Origin of the sequence: Phaeobacter sp. 11ANDIMAR09, assembly GCF_001294455.1 — a bacterium.
Taxonomy (GTDB): Bacteria; Pseudomonadota; Alphaproteobacteria; order Rhodobacterales; family Rhodobacteraceae; genus Pseudophaeobacter.
This window is the reverse complement of record NZ_LIKT01000012.1, coordinates 52,649-71,586: the sequence shown is the minus strand read 5'-3', so window position 1 is coordinate 71,586 and position 18,938 is coordinate 52,649. Positions and strand designations below refer to the sequence as shown.

The following is an 18,938-nucleotide window of genomic DNA, read 5'->3' as shown; positions in this document are numbered from 1 at the left end:
TAATCTCATTGGAAGTCATGGCTGTTCTGACCGATAAGGGGGGCTGGAACAGCAAAGGGATTGCCAATGGACCGCGCTCAGATCGTGCATCAAAACTTCCTGGATCGGGTCAGGGCCGGGGAGCTGCCCCAGGGCGCGGAACCGTTGGCTGGATTGACAGCAGAGCAGGCCGTTGGGATCTACCGGGCACAGGTGCTCAGCCGGGCTTTGGATCTCACCAGCCGGGCGATGCAAAAGGCGGGTCAGGGGTTTTACACCATTGGGTCCTCCGGGCATGAGGGCATGGCCGCGGTGGCCCAGGCCCTGCGCCCCGATGACATGGCCTTTTTGCATTACCGTGATGCGGCGTTTCAGATTGCCCGCGCCGACCAGGTGCCGGGTCAGCGCATCGCTTGGGACATGCTCTTATCCTTTGCCTGCTCTTCCGAGGATCCGACCTCTGGCGGGCGGCACAAGGTGCTGGGCTCCAGGGCGCTGATGATCCCGCCCCAGACTTCGACCATTGCCAGCCATCTGCCCAAAGCAGTGGGGGCCGCCTATTCCATCGGCGCCGCCAAACGTCACGCGCCTGAACATCAGGTGATGCGTGACGACAGCATAGTGATGTGCTCCTTTGGCGATGCCTCGGCCAATCACTCCACCGCACAGGGGGCCATCAACACGGCAGGCTGGACCTCGGTGCAGTCGACGCCTCTGCCGCTGCTCTTTGTCTGCGAAGACAATGGCATCGGCATCTCCACCAAAACCCCGCAGGGCTGGATTGAGAGCTCGATGCGGGCGCGCCCGGGCATCAAGTATTTCAAAGCCGATGGGCTGGATATTTTTGCCGCCCATGCGGTGGCACAAGAGGCCGCCGACTATGTGCGCCTGCGGAAAAAGCCTGCCTTCCTGCATCTGCGCACCGTGCGCCTATACGGGCATGCCGGGGCGGATGTGCCAACGACCTATCTGCCAAAATCCGAGGTTGAGGCGGATGAGGCCAATGATCCCCTGTTGCATTCGGTGCGCCTGCTGGAACAGGCGGGTGCCCTGTCGCGCGAGGCTGCGCTGAAGATCTACACGGATACCTGCGCCCGCGTGGAACGCATCCGCGCCGAAGTGGTGACGCGCCCGCATCTCAAAACCGGCACGGATGTGGCGGCCAGCCTGATCCCTCCAGCGCGCGACTGTGCTGCCAGCAATGGTCCCAGTGCAGAGGCCCGCGCCGAGGTCTTTGGCAGCGATATGCGCGCCATGGCGGATCCACAGCCGATGTCGCGGCTGATCAATTGGGCGCTGACCGATCTGATGCTGCAGCATGGTGAAATCGTGATGATGGGCGAGGACGTGGGCCGCAAAGGCGGGGTCTATGGCGTCACCCAAAAGCTGCACCAGCGCTTTGGTCCCGACCGGATGATCGACACGCTGCTGGATGAGCAATCTATTCTGGGGCTGGCGATCGGCATGGGCCACAATGGCTTTGTGCCGATGCCGGAAATCCAGTTCCTGGCCTATTTGCACAATGCCGAAGACCAGCTGCGCGGCGAGGCGGCAACCCTGCCGTTTTTCTCCAATGGCCAGTTTAGCAACCCAATGGTGCTGCGGATCGCGGGGCTGGGCTACCAAAAGGGCTTTGGCGGCCATTTTCACAACGATAACTCCCTGGCGGTGCTGCGCGATATCCCAGGGATTATCATTGCCTGCCCATCGGATGGGGCAGAGGCCACGATGATGATGCGCGAAGCAGTGCGCCTGGCCCGCGAAGAGCAGCGGGTGGTGGTCTTTGTCGAGCCCATCGCGCTTTATCCGATGCGGGATCTGCACGAGGCCAAGGATGGTGGCTGGATGCGGCACTATCCGGCCGCGGACCAGAGCATCGCTTTGGGAGAGGTTGGTCAGCACGGGACTGGCACTGACCTGGCCATCGTCACCTATGGCAACGGCCGCTACCTGTCGTCTCAGGCACGGGTCGATCTGGAGGCTAAAGGCATCAAGACCCGCATCATCGACCTGCGCTGGCTGGCACCGCTGCCGACCGAGGCCCTGATTGCCGCCACCAAGGGTTGCAAACATGTGCTCATCGTTGATGAATGCCGCACCACCGGCAGCCAGTCCGAGGCATTGATGGCGCTCTTTGCAGAGGCCAGTGATACGCCCACAGCGCGTATCGCAGCTGGCGACTGCTTCATTGCAACTGGCCCGGCCTATGCGGCAACCCTACCCTCCAAGGAGAGTATCCTGGCCGCAGCTCTGGATTTGCTAGGAGAGAGCGTATGACTCGCACCACTGTTTTGATCTGCCCCGGTCGGGGTACCTACAACAAGCCTGAGCTGGGCTATCTGCACCGCCACCACGCCGATAAAGCGGCCCTGTTCGCGGGTTTTGATAAAGCGCGGGCGGCACAGGGGCAGGAGGAAGTCACGGCTCTGGATGGGGCAACACGCTTTTCTGTGGGCAAATACTCGCGCGGAGATATTGCCTCGCCGCTGATCTATGCCAGCGCCCTGGCGGATGCGCAGTCCCTGGCGGATGACATCGAGGTTGTCGCGGTTACAGGCAATTCCATGGGCTGGTACATCGCGCTGGCCGCAGCCGGGGCGCTGTCGCCGCAACACGGGTTTGAGCTGGTCAATACCATGGGCAGCCTGATGCAACAGCATCTGATCGGCGGCCAGCTGGTCTATCCCTTTACAGGCCATGACTGGCGCCCAGATCCCCGGCACAAGGCCGAACTCCTGGCGCTGGTGGATCAGATCAATGCCCGCGAATCTCACATGCTGGCCCTGTCGATTGATCTCGGCGGCATGCTGGTGCTGGCTGGGGATGAGGCCGGCTTGACGGCCTTTGAAAGCGCCGTGCCCCGGGTTGATGACCGCTTTCCGATGCGGCTGGCCAATCACGCCGGGTTCCATACCGCACTTCAGGCGCCAGTGGCCGCTCAGGGGCGCCAGCAGCTGAACGGTGAGATGTTAAAACAGCCAGCCGTGCCACTGGTCGATGGGCGCGGTGCGATCTGGCAACCGGGATCAACGGATTTGGCGGCGCTTTGGGACTACACACTGGGCCATCAAGTGGTCGAAAGCTATGACTTCACCCACGCGGTGCAAAGTGCCGCGCGGGAGTTTGCGCCGGACCTCTTTATTGTCACTGGCCCGGGCACCACACTGGGAGGTGCCGTGGCGCAGTCCCTGGTGCAGCAAGAGTGGCGCGGCCTGTCAGACAAGGCCGATTTCAAGCACCACCAGGCCAACTCCCCATTATTGGTCTCTATGGGCGATGCGCTACAGCGTGAGCTGGCCACCAGGGTTCCTTCATAGGCCACAGAGATACAAGCGCCGCGCCATCCCCTTCATTTGGCCCAAAATATCCTGGGGGTGAGCGTCCCTAGACGCGAGGGGGCAAGGCCCCCTATTGCCGGGCCTTCCCCCTGGAGGTTGTTACTTTGAAACAGCTTCCGGTGCGGGCGGCGGTCCCTTTGGGCTCTCCTGCGACTTCTTTTCAGGGGCAACAGTCAAGGGGCTGACAGCAAAGGCCTCTACCGGTTGGCTGACGTTATGCAGGGCGAGCGCGCCCAGTGGCGTGGTGTTCTGATAGCTGCTGGGAAGGGAGTTTTGGCTGACCACGATCTGATGGCCCAGGGTTTTGCCATAGTCGCCGAGGCGGGCGGCAATATTGGCGGCTTGGCCAATGACGGTGAAATCCAGCCGTTCGCGTGAGCCGACATTGCCATAGGTTACGGTGCCATAGGCAATACCACTGGCGCATTCCAGCTGTGGCAGATCATGTTCGGAGGCAACCTGCGCGAGGGCCGGAACAATGCTACGGGCAGATATCAACGCCTGTGCACGGGCCTGATTGGCATCTGCTCCAGCGGCATCCCCAACGGGGAACACCGCCAAAACCGCATCTCCGATGAACTTCAACACCTCACCGCCATTGTCCTGTACGATGGTCGAGGCGGTGTCGAAAAACTCGTTCAGAAGCTTGATATAGTCGCGCCGCCCCAGCTGCTCTTCCAGCAGGGTCGAGCCACGCAGGTCGCAGAACATGATGGCGGCGTCGATCTCATCGCCTTCGCCGCGACGAATCTTGCCCCCCAATACCCGTTCGCCGGTGCGTTTGCCCACATAGGTTTCCAGCAGCGACTGGGCGTTTTCGCGCTGCATGAAGACCTCATAATAGCGGGCCACCACAGCCGAGCATTCAAAGATCAGCCCCAGGTTTGCGGTGGAAAACCCGTCCGGGTGGTCCGAGGCCACGGTGAGCACATTGATCCGGCCATCGGAAAAGGGCAGGGGCATGGCGACATAATCGGTTGATCCGGCGGCGCGCAGATCGCTGAGGATCGGGAAGGCATCGGCGCTGTCTTCACTATCGATGCGGTGGCGCACACCGCCTAGCCCCTTGGAGACATGGCGCAGCGGACTGGCATTATAGGCAGGGTGTTCATAGATTTCATAGCTGGGGGCATAGGTGGTCACCTCATCAGTGGATTTTTGCCAGATGAAATTCTTGCCCGCGATCTGCGGATGCAGGGACCAGGCGAGCACCGACAAGCGCGATAGACAGACCCCCTGTTCCAGCAGTTTTTGTGAAAAGGCTCTGGTGAAGTCTTCGGGGGTGGGCAGAAAGGCGGCCTCGCGCAGCAGCCAGTCAATCAGCGGACCAGAGATATTGCCATATTCCGGCGGCGCAATCTGATTGCTGCCCAGGTCGATCTCGGTGCAGGGGTCTGCCACAAACCCCACATGCCCCTCGATCTGGCTCGCCTCTGGCAGGGTGTTTTCATAGATCCAGACCGCATTGTCGATGCGGCCCTCGGCGAGCTTGAGATCGTGATATTGGGCGGTGCCCTTGAAGGGGCAAAAGGTTTGCAATCCGACCCTGTTGGACAGATCCACCACCAAATCATCGCGTGGAATATAGATGGTGGGCTGCAATCGGGTTTCATACATCACCCGCGCTCGGCTGCTTTTGGCCAAGAGACAGCCCCCCCGCCGCACCAGCACCTCGCCCCGCAGAGGTTCGACCAGGATGCCGTAGCCACGGTTTTGAGGTCCACGCCCCTGGGGGGCGGCTGGGTTGGGGGGGGAGGGAACATGCGCGTTCATCGGGGATATCCTCTTGTCCCCCGTCTCCGAGGGTCCTGTTGGGATCACAGGGTGCGCAAGCGCAGCCCAGGATGCCTCCCTTGGGGAGGCAGGCCTATATGTGGGGGTGTCGCGCCAAATATCCAGTGGCTGGAAGGATCACTTTTGCACAGGCTATGTTGTTTCTTGCGCAGACTGCGCTTTCAACTCCCTGGCGTTGAGCCGTGGCCAGGACTGCCAAAGCCACCGATCATACCATACGGATGACATCCTTGCTAATTGCCAGCACATAGCCCCGCTTGGCGATATTTTTGACCAACAGTTCGCTGACCATCTGATTGCCCAGGGTATCGCGCAGCCGTTTGATGCGGGTGGCGCCGGCGGCCTCTTCGCAATCGCTGCTGTGTTTGCCGGAAATCACCGCTTCGATTTCGGCCCCAGAGAGTACATCGTCATCCATGCGGGCCTCAGCCAGGGCAGAGAGCGTCTCCATCGCTGCGGGTGTCAGCTTAAAACCCATGTTGTTGAGATAGACAGTGTGTTCTTCGCGGCTGATCAGCAATTCAGTGACCTGAATACCGGCGCGTTCGATCTGCGCCATGCGGCGATTGAGCAGCAGGAGCATGGCCAGAACCACCAAGGCAACAATCATCATTGCAGTGGCAAAGACCAACAGCACAAAGATCACCACCCGGTAGCTGGCCAGGGTATCGGCAAAGGCGGTGCCGGATTGGGCCAGGATCTCCAGCAGTTTGATTTCGGCCTGGGTGGTCAGGTCGTTTTCAACAAACAGCTGTTCCACGCGCGCATTAAAGGCATTGGCATCGGGCAGCGCCAGCAAAAGCACTGTTCCAGCGATGGCCAGTAGGGCAGCAATCAGGGCGATGCCAATTGCGATGATGCGACTGCCTGCAGAGCGGGCCTCAGAAACGGAGATAGTAGGGTCCGGCATTGGCCTTCCTTTGTTGCAGGCCTTCGGGGCCAAAGACCGACATCACATTGAGCAGGGTCCAGCCAGAGGCTGCCAGGCGGTCCTGCACTTCCCCCTGTGCGGCGGACTTACTGCAGGCGCCCCGAATCTGGATTACCCCGTAATGTAGTTTCAGCGGGTTGTTCTGCTTGGCCTTGTAATCGGCGTAGCAATCGGCGGCCTGTGCTGGCGCCGTCGCGGCCAGCAGGGAGGCGCATATCAGCGGTATGGCAAGGATGTGTCTCATCGTTTCACCCTGCGCCAAAAGCGGGGTGAAATTCAATAACAACAGCGCTTTGGCCTCTTGGTTATTCGATATCATAACGCTGTTATTGCCTGTCTGAACTGCTTGGGTCGAGTGTGAGGTCACAGATTTGAACCCGCCACTACAGCCAAAGGGCGGCGGGTTTGCTGCCCCTCCCGGCGGCGCCACCAGACAATAAAGCAAGAGGAAACGATTCGATGACCCAGAGCGCAAAACCAAAACAGCACCGCAAATTTATCGCCATCATTCTGGCCGCTGCCATGGCCATCACTGGCGCCTCCTCGGCCCCTGCCCAGGCCGGAGAGGACTTTGGCAAGGTGGTGGCAGGGTTGGCAGTCCTGGGCATCCTCGGGGCGGCACTGCATGATCACAACACCCGGGATCGTCGCCGCTCGCGGGAGGTGGTGACCCGGCCGCATCGCCCCAATCCCGGCCCCCAGCCGCGTCCGTTGCCGCCGCGCTTTGGTCGCTATGACCTGCCTGCGCAATGCGTGAAGTATTTCCCCAACTTCCGGAACGGCCGAAGCCTGGTGGCGCGCGGTTGCCTGAAACGCAATTACGGGCATGTCCGGTCGCTGCCACAAAACTGCAAGGTGACGTTCTGGAACGGCCAAAAGAACCGCACGGCCTACAAACCACGCTGCCTGCAGAACCAAGGCTACCGCCTGGTGAACCGCTGAACCGTGGTCAACGGGCAACAGATCGAGCAGACCTCAGGGGGCTTCGGCCCCCTCTTTTTTGGCACCTCGGCGGGTCTAGGCGGGCTGCTCTTGCAAATTTGTCCGGATTTGGGTCTGACAGAGACATGGAACAGCCAGACAACAGCCTAGAGATCGCCGCCCTTGCCAAGGGCTTTTTGAGGATTGCCGGAGTGGATGAGGTGGGGCGCGGCCCCCTGGCCGGACCGGTCACGGCTGCGGCCGTCGTGCTGGATCTGGAAAAACTGCCTGAGGGGTTGAATGATTCAAAGAAGCTGAGCGCCAAGAAACGTGCGGCCCTGGCTCAGGAAATCTGGCAGAGAGCAGAGGTTTCGGTGGCGGAGGCCAGCGTCGAAGAGATTGATTCTATTAACATACTCAGGGCTTCGCACCTGGCGATGGAGCGCGCGGTGGCGGCGCTGGATCCGCCCCCGGACTACCTGCTGATCGACGGCAATTTGATCCCCCGCGACCTCACGATCAAAGCCGAAGCAGTGGTCAAAGGAGATGGCAAATCAGTCTCCATCGCGGCGGCGTCGATCGTGGCAAAAGAAGCACGCGACACCCTCATGGTGGATTTGGCGCAACAGTTTCCAGGATATGGATGGGAGAAGAACGCGGGATATCCCTCAAAGCAACACCGTGAGGCGCTTGTCGAATTGGGGGTGACACCACATCATCGGCGCTCATTTAAGCCGGTACACAAGATATTGTATCAAGAGTGAACCGCAGCACGCTGATCTAAAAAACAAATTGACCTCGAATCCCGGATGACTCATCCTGTGGATAACCAAAATGAGCGCAAAAATGCGCCGAATGGTTTTGAGGCAGAGCAAATGACTAAAACAATGACGAAGGGCGCCGCGGCGCTCCCTTTAAACACGATTCTTGACGGCGATTGTATCGACGTGATGGCCGGGTTGCCGGACAACTCGGTCGATCTGATCTTTGCGGATCCACCCTATAACCTGCAATTGAAGAACCAGCTGCACCGCCCCGACAACAGCAAGGTCGATGCGGTTGATGATGACTGGGATCAGTTCTCCAGCTTTGCGGCCTATGATGATTTCACCAGCCGATGGCTGCATCAGGCCCGCCGGATTCTGAAACCAAACGGCTCAATCTGGGTGATCGGCTCCTACCACAATATTTTCCGCGTCGGCACGGCGATGCAGGACGAAGGCTTCTGGATCCTCAACGATGTGGTCTGGCGCAAGTCCAATCCAATGCCGAACTTCCGCGGTAAGCGCTATACCAACGCCCATGAGACCATGATCTGGGCGTCAAAATCCGAGGGTGGCAAATACACCTTTAACTATGAGGCGCTGAAGGCGCTGAACGAGGGCATTCAGATGCGCTCGGACTGGGTGCTGCCGATCTGCACCGGCCATGAACGGCTAAAGAACGAGGATGGCGAAAAAGCCCATCCGACCCAAAAACCAGAATCCCTGTTGCACCGCATCCTTGTGGGCTCCACCAACCCCGGCGACGTGGTTCTTGACCCCTTCTTTGGCACCGGAACCACCGGCGCAGTTGCCAAGATGCTGGGCCGTGAATTCATCGGTATCGAACAGGAAGAGAGCTATCGCAAAGTGGCGGCCGAGCGGATCAAGTCCGTGCGCAAGTTCGACCGCGAGGCATTGCAGGTCTCGACCAGCAAACGTGCCGAGCCGCGGGTGCCTTTTGGCCAGTTGGTGGAACGCGGCATGCTGCGCCCCGGTGATGAGCTCTATTCGATGAACCAGCGCCACAAGGCCAAGGTCCGCGCGGATGGCACTCTGATTGGCGACAATGTCAAAGGCTCTATTCATCAAGTCGGCGCCCATCTGGAAAACGCCCCTTCCTGCAATGGCTGGACCTACTGGTGCTTTAAACGTGATGGCCAGACTGTGCCCATCGACGTTCTGCGCCAGCAAATTCGGGCCGAAATGCAAAACTAGGCCTGCTCCCGGTTTCAAAATCATCACAGTTAACCGACGGTCTGCGTTCCTGCGTCACCCCGCGTGACGCGGCATGAAACGCGCAGACCGCACCTTGCCCCGCCTTTATGGCGGGGTTTTTTCGTACCTCTGGCCGCTTAGGGGATGTATGCTGGCGCAAGACTGCCTATCTAGGGCGCAGCAATAGGGACTGCCCGATGACTGATACCGCTCTGATTTCGTCCAAGCCTAAGAACGGAAGATATTTCCCGGATCCGGCAGAGGCGCAGGCCGCAGAATCGCAATATGTCCTGGATGCGCTGGAAAACCACAAACGTCAGGGGCTGGAACTCGCGGTCAAAGCGCGCTGGATTGCCATGGCGATTTTTGTGGTCTTCCTGGTGATCGTTCATCCCCGGATTGAGGTCATCTATTACATTGGCATCATGGGATTGGTCTGCCTGAATGGCTGGTTCATTCAGCGGGCTGGCCGGGTGGGTCGGTCCCGTATGGAGCTGTTTTTGATTTTCATCGATCTGTTCCTGATGACATTGGGCATGGTCGGGCCCAATCCGTTGAGCACCGATTCCCTGCCGCTGGCGATGCAGTACCGATTCGACAACTTCATCTACTTCTTTGTGATCCTCGCCGCCGGGACCATGGCCTATTCCTGGCGTACAGTGATCGCCATTGGCGTCTGGACCACGGGCATGTGGCTGGTGGCGCTGGGGCTTGCGGTCTGGTTTACCCTGCCGACAGCGGGGTTGACTGAGGCGGCCGTTGCAGCCTTTGGGGCTGACAGTGATCTGTTGCAGTTTCTGGATCCCAATGATTTCATGCTGTCGCTTAGGGTGCAGGAAGTCATTGTCTTTCTCATCGTCGCTATCACACTGGGGTTTTCGGTGCGGCGGATGAACACGCTCTTGCTGAGCAATGCCGGGCTGGAACGTGAACGCGCCAATCTGTCTCGCTATTTCTCCCCAAATGTGGTCGAGCAGCTGTCGCAGAATGATGAACCGCTCAAGCAGGTGAAAATTCAGAATGTTGCAGTTCTGTTTATCGATATCATCGGGTTTACTCGGCTTGCTGCGGATCGCGATCCGCATCAGGTTATTGCCCTGCTGCGGGGATTTCACGGTCGGATGGAGCGCGAGGTCTTTCGGCATAACGGGACGCTGGACAAATACCTGGGCGATGGTCTGATGGCGACCTTTGGTACTCCAACGGCAGGGGAGCGCGATGCCAGCAATGCTTTGGACTGTGCTTTGGCAATGCAGGAGTCCCTGACAATCTGGAACCGCGAACGCCGCCGCCAGGGAGAGCCGGAGATCCAGGCCGGAATTGGCATTCATTTCGGCGAGACGCTGCTGGGAGATATCGGTGCCAACCGGCTGGAATATGCGGTTATTGGCACTGCGGTAAATGTAGCTGCCAGGTTGGAAGAGATGACCCGGAGGCTGCAAACCCCCATCGTGATGAGCGACGAGCTGCGTCATCAGGCTCAGCAGGAACAACCCGCCTCCAATCTGGTGAGAGGATTCGACTGCCATCCAGATCAGGAAGTGCGCGGCCTGGATACCGCAATGACGGTCTGGGCCCGGCGCTGATTCTGACGGGTTAAGGTGGTGATTCTGCTTTAAGGTTAGGTGTTTAGCCGATTTATCGCTGGTGAAATGAATTTACTGATCAAATTTTTTTCGTTCAATTTCAAGCGCTTAATGATGACATCTCTGGGTTGCATGGCGCCCATTATGGATTTGGAAAGAGTGCACTGACAGGATGCCTTCGTTGCAGTGCAGCGGGGGGAGACCATCCTTCAGGTCCTTCCCTATCTGCGCCTCCTTGAGGCCCTCGCCAAGGGTCTTTAAAGAACACTGACCATTGGGCTGGTCAGTGTTCTTTTGCCTTTGTGGCCAAAATTTTGGGGATCAAGATTTTGGCATCGGGTTCTTTGCCTTGTTGTAGAGGCTCCAATCCGTGATTTCGGGATAATACATCTGACGCCAGCGTCGCACCCGGGGGTTCATCACTCGGCGCCACAGGGGCGGGATCATCGCAGCAACAGTCATCACCGGGTAGCCATAGGGCAGCTGCGGCGCATCGGCCGTGGTATAATTTTGCAGCAGCGGAAAGCGGCGGTCCGGGCGGTAGTGATGGTCTGAGTGGCGCTGCAGATTGATCAGGAGCCAGTTTGAAGCCTTATGGGCCGCATTCCAGGAATGATGCGGGCGCACATGTTCGTATTTGCCCTCGCCGAGATGTTTGCGGGTCAGCCCATAGTGTTCGACATAGTTCACCAGCTCTAGCTGCCAGATGGCCACCCCGGCCTGTACCAGAAACAGCAGCACCCCGGTCAGCCCCCCCAAGAGCACTGCGAGGGCAAGCATCAGAATCTGCAGCGCCCAATAGCGGAAGAAGGGGTTTTTGGCATGGGTCCAGGGCAGATTCTTTTTCGCCAGCTTCTCGCGCTCTGCCCGAAAGGCAGACTGCCAGCATTGCCGTAGCACACGCGGATAGAAGCGATGAAAGCCTTCGTTGTAATAAGCGGTTACAGGATCGCGTGGCGTACCCACGTAGCGGTGGTGCACCAGCAGGTGTTCCGAGCGGAAATGCGAATAAAGCACCATGGCCAGCAGGAGATCCCCAAGATTGCGCTCCAGGTTGTTCTTTTGGTGCATCAGCTCATGGCTGTAGTTGATGCCGATGGTGCCGGTGACGACTCCCGCGCCAAAGAACACCCCGAACTTTTCCAGCCCCGAAAGGTGACTGGCATCACTGACGAACCAGATCAGCCCAAAGAGGGTGAAAAACTGCAGGGGCACCCAGGCCGTGGTCAGCCGCCGATACCAGATCAAGTCGTCTTCCGGTGTTGTCGGATCGGCGTTTTCCAGATTGAGCCCCAAGAGACCGTCAAGGATGGCAAAAAGATACCAGGTCACCAGTGGCGGCAGCAGGATGACCCCTCCTCCAAAGAAGGCGGCCAGCCACAGGAGCGGCAGCAGCAAAAAGGAGAGCCAGAAGGGGAGGGCGGATTGCCAGCGCGGTAGGGTATCAGCGGCGATCATCGGTTAGACTCCAAAATCAGGGGCCCAGAGCGGGCCTGACGATATGGGCAGAGACTAGGCCTGTTCTATGTGAAACCCAAGAGGTCTGAAGCGCTTACAAAGGTGCAGTTTAGGTGCGGCTTTCCCTGGTGCGGGTTCAGTCCCTAGCCGGGTTGAAATCAGAGCCTTCCCACAGATCAAATGCCTTGCGCATCACGGTTGGCAGATCCTGAGGGCGAAACGCGTGCCGCGACAGCAGCTCCTGCCCGGGGGCAAGATTGTGACCGGCGGGCAGTTCTGCGATTTTTACCTGCAAAATGAGATGGAAATGGGTGAATGTGTGGCGGACCTCTCCGCCCAGATCGCGCCAGTTGGCTTCAAAGGGGGGGCGCGGTGCAGGGGCTTCGTTCCAGTCTGATCCTGGCCAGCCCAGCATGCCTCCCAGCAAGCCCTTGTCGGGGCGGCGCTCCAGCAGCCAGGCGCCATCAACGCTGCGGGCCAGATAGGCCAGCCCCAGCCGCGTGGGTTTGGGCTGTTTTGGGATCTTTTTGGGCAGATCAGGAGCGGTTCCTGCCACCCGTGCCAGACAGGGGGCACGCCAGGGGCAGATGCCGCAGGCGGGGTTTTTGGGGGTGCAGATGGTCGCTCCCAGATCCATCACCGCTTGGGCATAATCCCCGGGGCGCAGTTCTGGCGTCAGGCGCCCGGCGTGATCTTTCAGCACGGGTTTCACCGCAGGCAGCGGATCGTGGACATTATGCAGCCGCGACATGACCCGCTCCACATTACCGTCGAGCACCGTCTCGCGCTGGTCAAAGGCAATGGAGGCCACGGCGGCTGCGGTATAGGGGCCAATGCCGGGCAGCTTCAGCAGGGCCTCATAGGTGTCGGGAAAGTTGCCCTCCAGATCATGTGCCACCATACGGGCGCATTTCAGCAGATTGCGGGCGCGGGCATAATAGCCCAGCCCCGCCCACTCGGCCATCACCTGGGCATCTTCGGCAGCGGCCAGATCCATCACGCTTGGCCAGCGCTGGGTAAAGCGCTGGAAATAATCTGTTACGGCGGCAACCGTGGTCTGTTGCAGCATGACTTCGCTGAGCCAGACCCGATAGGGGTCGGGCTGCACCCCAAGGGCGCGATCTGCCGGGGAAATGCGCCAGGGCATACTGCGGGCATTGCGGTCGTACCAGCCGAGCAGCTCTTGATTCAGCACGGTCTCGTCTGCCACCGCCTGCGGGGTTTTGCCTAAATCACGCATTCTTTACCCCTTGGTGTCGTTGTTTTGATGACCATGCTACGTGCCCCCTTTACAATAGGGGGAGCAGTCAAGCAAAACCAGATTATGGCATTCAGGCGCAGCACCACACGCGGGTTCTCTCGCACCTCCCGGCTCCTGTCGGATCAGATTCGCAAGGCGGGCGAAAGCCGTGGCTTTGCGGTCTCGCGTCTGCTCACCCATTGGGAGGAGATTGCCGGCTCCGATATTGCTGCGATCGCCCGCCCGGTCAAGGTTGGCTATGGGCGCAGTTCCTTTGGTGCCACGCTGACGGTGCTGACCAATGGCGCCAATGCGCCAATGCTGGAGATGCAAAAGGAACGGCTGCGGGAAAAGGTGAACGCGGTCTACGGTTATAATGCCATTTCCAAGGTTTGGATCACCCAGACTGCTCCCACCGGGTTTTCCGATGGCCAGGTAGAATTCAAACACGCCCCCAAGGTGCAAAAGCTCGCCCCGGTTGATCCGCAGGATCAGGCAGAGGCGGCTCAGGCCGCCGAAGGGGTCGAAAACGAAGATCTGCGCGCCGCGCTTGAACGGTTGGGGCGCAATGTGCTGACAAAGAAGAAAACGCAAAGAAAGAGGTATGAATGACCCGTCTTATGTCTGGTGTTTTTGCTGCGGTGGCACTTGCTGCCGGGGCCTATGCCATCACTGGCTACAACAGCCAAACGCGCTTGCCCGATCTGTCCCTGGTTGGGGCCGCCACTGCGCAAGAGGCCGAAGTTGACACCTCGACTATTGTCGAAATGGTTGTCGGAGCTGAAGATGCGCCGGTCACCCTGATCGAATACGCCTCTTACACCTGTGTGCACTGCGCCAACTTCCACAAAGAAGTCTACCCGCAGATCGAGGCAGATTACATCGACACCGGGAAGGTCAAACTGATCTACCGCGAGGTCTATTTTGATCGCTACGGCCTCTGGGCTTCGATGATTGCCCGGTGTGGCGGTCCCGAGAAGTTCTTTGGTATCAGCGATCTGATCTACAAAGGTCAGTCCGACTGGACCCGTGCCGGTGGCGCATCTGAGGTCATCGACGCCCTACGCAAGATCGGCGCTGTGGCCGGGCTGGACAAAGACACGGTTGAAGCCTGCCTGCAGGATGGCGCCAAGGCACAGACTCTGGTCAGCTGGTATCAGGAAAATGCAACAGCGGACGGTGTCGAATCGACTCCTTCATTTGTTTTGAATGGCACCAAGATTGCCAATCAGTCCTATGCAAGTTTCAAAGCTCTGATCGACGCCGAACTCGACGGCTAAGCCTGGTTTGACTGTTTGAGATTGCGAGGGCCCGGGGGAAACTCCGGGCCTTTTTTGTTTGATGCAGTTCCGGATGACTAGGGGGCGGGCGCAACGGTCTTTAGCCGCTCCATGAGGGCCTGATCATCCTTGATATTCAGGCGCACGGGCAGCGTGATGACCTTGTGGCGGAAACTCGCGGGCAGGCGCACAGCGTCCTTTTCGGTGGTGACCAATTGTGCACCACGCAGTTTTGAATCTGCCTCCAGCCGGGTCATCAACGCGGTGGAGAGCGGCTGGTGATCATCCAGAGCTTCGGCGTGGAGGATCCTGGCCCCCAGGCCACGCAGGGTGTCAAAGAACTTTTGCGGGTGGCCGATGCCGGCAAAGGCGAGAACGGGTGTGTCTTTCCAGGGCATGCCAGTCTGTAAGGGCTCAAGTACAGCTTGGACATGGGGCAAGCCCCGCAGGTGACTGCCCCAGAGTTTGATGAACTGTTCCTGGGCCACCGCTGTGCCAATGGACAGAACCAAATCGGCACGGCGCAGGCCTGGCTCCACGGGTTCACGTAGGGGGCCTGCCGGCAGACAGCTGCCATTGCCAAAGCCACGGGCGGCATCCACCACCACAAGCGATAGATCCTTGGTCACGCTGGGGTTTTGGAACCCGTCATCCAGCAGGATAACGCTGGCCCCTGCGGCTTCTGCGGCCTGGGCGCCAGCAGCCCGATCACGGGCCACCCAGACCTCGCCAAAGGCCGCCAGCAACAGGGGTTCGTCTCCGCAATCGCTTGCCCGGTGTTTGCCGGGGTCCACTGCCACGGGCCCCTGCAAGGTGCCGCCATAGCCCCGTGTCACCACATGAGGGTCATGCCCCATGTTCCGCAGGGCCTCCATCAGCCAGATCACGGTTGGAGTCTTGCCGGTGCCCCCGGCATTGAGATTGCCGACGCAGATCACCGGCACAGTGGCCTGATATCCGGGGCTACGCTGTCGCCGGGCGGTGGCCGCGCCGTAGACCCAGCCCAAAGGTGCAAGCAGCAGGCGGCGCAGATCAAAGCTCTGCGGCGGTTTGTTCCAAAACTCAGGAGGTCGCATTTTGATCCTCGCGCAGGTCCAGAATATCCTGAACCCTGTCTATCAATTGATCGGTCATTTCCGCGCCGTCGGTGACGGCGTTCCAGCCGGCCAGTGCCCGTTTGGCGGCCATATCCGGGGCCGATAGGTGAATCACCATCTCGGCCAGCCCCTGAGCATTGTCGACCTGTTTTGTGGCCTTCAGCGCGGCCAGTTGATCGTAGATTGCCCTGTGGTGGCCCTGACCGGGGCCATGCAGCACAACCGATCCCAAGGCAAGGGCATCTAGTGGATTCTGACCCGGCATATCCTGTGCCAGGCTCGACCCCAGCAGGGTAACGGGGGCCAGCCGATACCACAGCCCAAGACTGGCGCTGTCGGTGATCAGAATCTGCGTATAATCATTGAGCTCATCCCCGGCGTCCCAATCGGCGCATTGCAACCCGCTGGCCTGGATGAGATTGCGGGCGCGCCCGCGGCATTCCGGGTCGTCCAGGGCGATGACCAAAAGCATCCTGTGCAGCAGCCGTAGGGCGGTGCGATGGGCCTCAATCAACGCGGGCATTTCTTGTAGCTGGGCCTGGGCGGCCAGCCAGACAGGGCGGCTGCCTAGATCCTGTTGCAAGGCGCCCAAGTCTTCGTGGTTGCACCCCGGTGGCACCGTCGACAGCCGCAGCCGACTGGTCAGTTGGACCTGTTCCACTGACAGCTGGCTGCGCAACAGCTGATTATGTACGGATTTGGAGGGCGTGAAGACCGCTTCAAAACCGCTGAAGATCCGATGGCGCTGATCCGGCAGCCAGCGCAGCCTGCGGGCAGGCAGCTCGCTTTCCAGAATGTCGACCAAAAGGGCAGACACGCCCTGTTCCCGCATCTGTCGCAGCAGTCCCCGGCGCAGGTTGCCGCCCGCCCAGAGACATAGATCCGGCCGCCACTGGCTGAGAAAGGCCCGAGATTCGTTGGTCTGATCTGCGGGCAAGGGGCCGAGCATGTAATCGCAGCCCTCCCCCCCAGGAACCTCCCCCATATCGGCCTCCCAGGTGCACAGAACCACCAGGTCGGGACGCATGGCCTTGAGCCTTTGGCCAATATCACAAAGCGCCATGAGGCGTTCGACATTGGTGGCATGGAGCCAGAGCACTTCGCCTGCTGGGCGCGGTGGAGACATTATTGTCCGAGCCTCGGTCATTCACTGCAGCCTGGTCATGCGCGCGCGCTGGGGCGCATAGGCCATCATTGTCCAGGGATGCCGGGACCTTTGGGGTCCAGCGCCTTGAGCAGCTCTTGGTGGGTGGTCGGGGTTGCCGCAACCACGCCCTCCAGCAGCGGGGTTGGATTGTTGAACTGCAAAGGCGCTTTGAGCCGGTCACTGATTAGGCCGCCAGCTTCGCGCAGGATCAGATCGCCTGCGGCAATGTCCCATTCCCAACTGCGTCGCAGGGTCAGCATGGCGCTGTAGCCGCCATCGGCAACACGGGCCAGCCGATAGGCCAGCGAGGGGCGGTAGCTGCGCTGGAAGGTCGGCGCGGCACCGCCCAGCCAATGCTGTGCATCCAGGTTGGGCTTGGCAGTCAGCACCTTTGCTGCACTCAGCGCCGCAGGCGAGGTCACCGAAATCGGCCTGCCATTGCAAAAGGCGCCGCCCCCTTTGGAGGCGGTATACAGCAGATCGCGTTGTGGCAGGTAAATCACCGCTGCAGTGACTTCGCCCCGTTTGGCCACAGCCAGCGAATGGGCCCAGGTGGCCGAGCCCTCGGCAAAACTGCGGGTGCCATCAATGGGATCGATGATAAAGACGTGGTCCTTACCTAGCCGCGCCTCGTTGTCTTCGCTTTCCTCCGACAGCCAGCCATAGTCGGGCCGCGCCTTTGGCAGCATGTCTTCCAACATGGCATTGACCGCCAGATCGGCTTCGGTCACCGGGCCCTGGCCATCCGGTTTGTCCCAGCGCTGCGCGGTTGGGCCTGAGTATTTCAGCGCGATATCTCCCGCTGCTTTGGCGGCCAGGGTCAGGAGCTTTAGATCTTCAGCTGCCGGCAAGGGTCATTCCTTCGACCAGGAGCGAGGGCACCACCCGAGACAGATAGGTGCGGGCGTCATTTGCCGGGACAAGGGTTTTCAGCATGTCCCGCAGGTTCCCCGCGATCGTGCATTCATTGACCGGATAGGCGATTTCGCCGTTTTCCACCCAATAGCCCGAAGCCCCGCGAGAGTAGTCCCCGGTATTGGGGTTGATGGTCGAGCCGATCAGCGAGGTCACCAGCAGGCCGGTGCCCATCTCTGCGATCAGCTGTTCACGGCTTTGTTGGCCGGGGCTCAGCTCGATGTTCCAGTTTGACGGTGTCGGCACGGTTCCAACACCGCGGGCCGCATTTCCGGTGCTGCTCAGCCCCAGTTTGCGGGCCGAGGCCAGATCCAGGGTCCACCCCGTAAGCACACCGTTTTCAATGATGGCACGGCGCTGGGTGGGCAGGCCTTCGCCGTCAAAGGGGCGCGAACCGGAGATGCGGGCACGATGCGGATCTTCGATCACCGACAGGGCCTGGGGCAGAATCTGTTGGTCCAGGCTTCCCTGCAACCAGGAAGACCCACGGGCGATGGCCGCGCCATTGGCGGCCGAGAGCAGATGGCCGATCAGCGATGAGGAGACGCGTTCATCAAACAGGACCGGGTAGCTGCCGGTCTGCGGCCGCCGGGCATTGAGCCGCGCCACGGCGCGCTCGCCGGCGGTGCGGCCAATTTCCTCGGCGCTGCGCAGATCGTTTTGGAAGGTGCGGGAATCGCCATCGTAATCGCGCTCCATGCCAGATCCAGCGCCCGCAATCCCAGTACAGGACAGGGAGCGCCCGGTGCGCTGATAGCCGCCGGAAAATCCGTTGGAGGTCGCCAGATAGATGGCATGGTGGCCATAGCTGGCCCCAGCAGCCTGCACCTGGCTGATCCCCTCTATGGCGGCGCAGGCGGCCTCGGCCTCCAGCGCATCCTGTTGCAGCGCTTCTGGGGCGGGTTCACCGCTGGGGTCGCAGAGTTCCAACGCCTCGATGTCCCAGTTCTGCGCCAACTGATTAGCGCTGGCCAGGCCGGTATAGGGATCTTCGGGCGCTTCACGGGCCATGGCCACGGCGCGTTCGGCCATGGCCTGCAGGGTTTCCGGGCGACTGTCCGAAGAAGAGACCTGCGCCTGACGCTGACCAATAAAGACCCGCAGCCCGAGATCTGTGCCTTCCGAACGTTCCGCATGTTCCAGTTTGCCTTCGCGCACCTCGATGCTGAGAGAGCTGCCTTCTGTGGCCATAGCATCAACGGCATCGGCGCCGGCGGCCTTGGCGGCATCAATCAGGGCGTGGCAAAGCGCTTGGGGAGACTGGGTCATGGGC

Annotated in this window: 17 protein-coding genes; 8 read left to right on the top strand and 9 right to left on the bottom strand. The window is 60.1% G+C overall.

Annotated elements, in window-relative coordinates; all coding sequences use genetic code 11:
* Nucleotides 1-66: 66 nt before the first annotated feature.
* A complete protein-coding gene (locus tag AN476_RS11995) occupies nucleotides 67-2,256 on the top strand; it encodes a thiamine pyrophosphate-dependent enzyme (RefSeq protein ID WP_054461823.1) in 2,190 nt (729 codons plus the stop codon).
* On the top strand, nucleotides 2,253-3,296 hold the full coding sequence (locus tag AN476_RS11990) for an acyl carrier protein (protein ID WP_054461822.1): 1,044 nt from the start codon (nucleotides 2,253-2,255) through the stop codon (nucleotides 3,294-3,296). Before AN476_RS11995 ends, AN476_RS11990 begins: the two co-directional genes overlap by 4 nt.
* A 120-nt stretch (nucleotides 3,297-3,416) precedes the next feature.
* Here the strand turns inward: AN476_RS11990 and AN476_RS11985 are convergent, their stop codons facing one another.
* From AN476_RS11985 to AN476_RS11975, 3 genes are all read right to left on the bottom strand, one after another.
* Entirely contained in the window at nucleotides 3,417-5,090 is a 1,674-nt protein-coding gene (locus tag AN476_RS11985) for a DUF427 domain-containing protein (RefSeq protein WP_054461821.1), read from the bottom strand.
* 229 nt (nucleotides 5,091-5,319) lie between these two features.
* The gene (locus AN476_RS11980) at nucleotides 5,320-6,021 is read right to left on the bottom strand and encodes a histidine kinase (RefSeq protein WP_054461820.1); all 702 of its coding nucleotides are present in this window, start codon (nucleotides 6,019-6,021) and stop codon (nucleotides 5,320-5,322) included.
* A complete protein-coding gene (locus tag AN476_RS11975) occupies nucleotides 5,993-6,286 on the bottom strand; it encodes a hypothetical protein (RefSeq protein ID WP_054461880.1) in 294 nt (97 codons plus the stop codon). Before AN476_RS11975 ends, AN476_RS11980 begins: the two co-directional genes overlap by 29 nt.
* Nucleotides 6,287-6,501: 215 nt before the next feature.
* On the opposite strand from AN476_RS11975, the gene AN476_RS11970 reads away from it, so the two are divergent.
* From AN476_RS11970 to AN476_RS11955, 4 genes are all read left to right on the top strand, one after another.
* Nucleotides 6,502-6,984, top strand: a complete 483-nt coding sequence (locus tag AN476_RS11970; RefSeq protein ID WP_054461819.1) for a hypothetical protein — start codon at nucleotides 6,502-6,504, stop codon at nucleotides 6,982-6,984.
* Between the two features lie 125 nt (nucleotides 6,985-7,109).
* The gene (locus AN476_RS11965) at nucleotides 7,110-7,727 is read left to right on the top strand and encodes a ribonuclease HII (RefSeq protein ID WP_054461818.1); all 618 of its coding nucleotides are present in this window, start codon (nucleotides 7,110-7,112) and stop codon (nucleotides 7,725-7,727) included.
* Between the two features lie 111 nt (nucleotides 7,728-7,838).
* Nucleotides 7,839-8,942 carry a site-specific DNA-methyltransferase gene (locus AN476_RS11960; protein WP_054461879.1) on the top strand — a complete coding sequence of 368 codons (1,104 nt, stop codon included), beginning with the start codon at nucleotides 7,839-7,841 and terminating at the stop codon, nucleotides 8,940-8,942.
* Between the two features lie 197 nt (nucleotides 8,943-9,139).
* Nucleotides 9,140-10,528, top strand: coding sequence for an adenylate/guanylate cyclase domain-containing protein (locus tag AN476_RS11955; RefSeq protein WP_054461878.1), 1,389 nt, complete (start codon nucleotides 9,140-9,142; stop codon nucleotides 10,526-10,528).
* 321 nt (nucleotides 10,529-10,849) lie between these two features.
* Here AN476_RS11955 and AN476_RS11950 read toward each other — a convergent pair whose 3' ends face one another.
* Together AN476_RS11950 and mutY are read right to left on the bottom strand one after the other, a co-directional pair.
* Nucleotides 10,850-11,986 (bottom strand): alkane 1-monooxygenase, encoded by a 1,137-nt coding sequence (locus AN476_RS11950; protein ID WP_054461817.1) that lies wholly within the window; start codon nucleotides 11,984-11,986, stop codon nucleotides 10,850-10,852.
* A gap of 136 nt (nucleotides 11,987-12,122) precedes the next feature.
* A complete protein-coding gene (mutY, locus tag AN476_RS11945; RefSeq protein WP_054461816.1) occupies nucleotides 12,123-13,226 on the bottom strand; it encodes an A/G-specific adenine glycosylase in 1,104 nt (367 codons plus the stop codon).
* Nucleotides 13,227-13,310: 84 nt separating this feature from the next.
* Here mutY and AN476_RS11940 point away from each other — a divergent pair, with 84 nt between their 5' ends.
* On the top strand, nucleotides 13,311-13,838 hold the full coding sequence (locus AN476_RS11940) for a DUF721 domain-containing protein (RefSeq protein WP_054461815.1): 528 nt from the start codon (nucleotides 13,311-13,313) through the stop codon (nucleotides 13,836-13,838).
* Nucleotides 13,835-14,506: a DsbA family protein gene (locus AN476_RS11935; protein WP_054461814.1), complete on the top strand. Its 672-nt coding sequence runs from the start codon at nucleotides 13,835-13,837 to the stop codon at nucleotides 14,504-14,506. The genes AN476_RS11940 and AN476_RS11935 overlap by 4 nt, the downstream gene beginning before the upstream one ends.
* A gap of 77 nt (nucleotides 14,507-14,583) precedes the next feature.
* Here AN476_RS11935 and lpxK read toward each other — a convergent pair whose 3' ends face one another.
* The 4 genes from lpxK to AN476_RS11915 all read right to left on the bottom strand — a co-directional run bounded on the left by lpxK (nucleotide 14,584) and on the right by AN476_RS11915 (nucleotide 18,934).
* Nucleotides 14,584-15,582: a tetraacyldisaccharide 4'-kinase gene (gene lpxK, locus AN476_RS11930; protein WP_054461813.1), complete on the bottom strand. Its 999-nt coding sequence runs from the start codon at nucleotides 15,580-15,582 to the stop codon at nucleotides 14,584-14,586.
* Complete coding sequence (locus AN476_RS11925; RefSeq protein WP_253279892.1) at nucleotides 15,569-16,729, bottom strand: 3-deoxy-D-manno-octulosonic acid transferase; 1,161 nt, start codon at nucleotides 16,727-16,729, stop codon at nucleotides 15,569-15,571. The genes lpxK and AN476_RS11925 overlap by 14 nt, the downstream gene beginning before the upstream one ends.
* A gap of 65 nt (nucleotides 16,730-16,794) precedes the next feature.
* Entirely contained in the window at nucleotides 16,795-17,601 is an 807-nt protein-coding gene (locus AN476_RS11920) for a 3'(2'),5'-bisphosphate nucleotidase CysQ (RefSeq protein WP_054461811.1), read from the bottom strand.
* Nucleotides 17,588-18,934, bottom strand: a complete 1,347-nt coding sequence (locus tag AN476_RS11915; RefSeq protein WP_054461810.1) for a TldD/PmbA family protein — start codon at nucleotides 18,932-18,934, stop codon at nucleotides 17,588-17,590. The genes AN476_RS11920 and AN476_RS11915 overlap by 14 nt, the downstream gene beginning before the upstream one ends.
* Nucleotides 18,935-18,938: the final 4 nt, after the last annotated feature.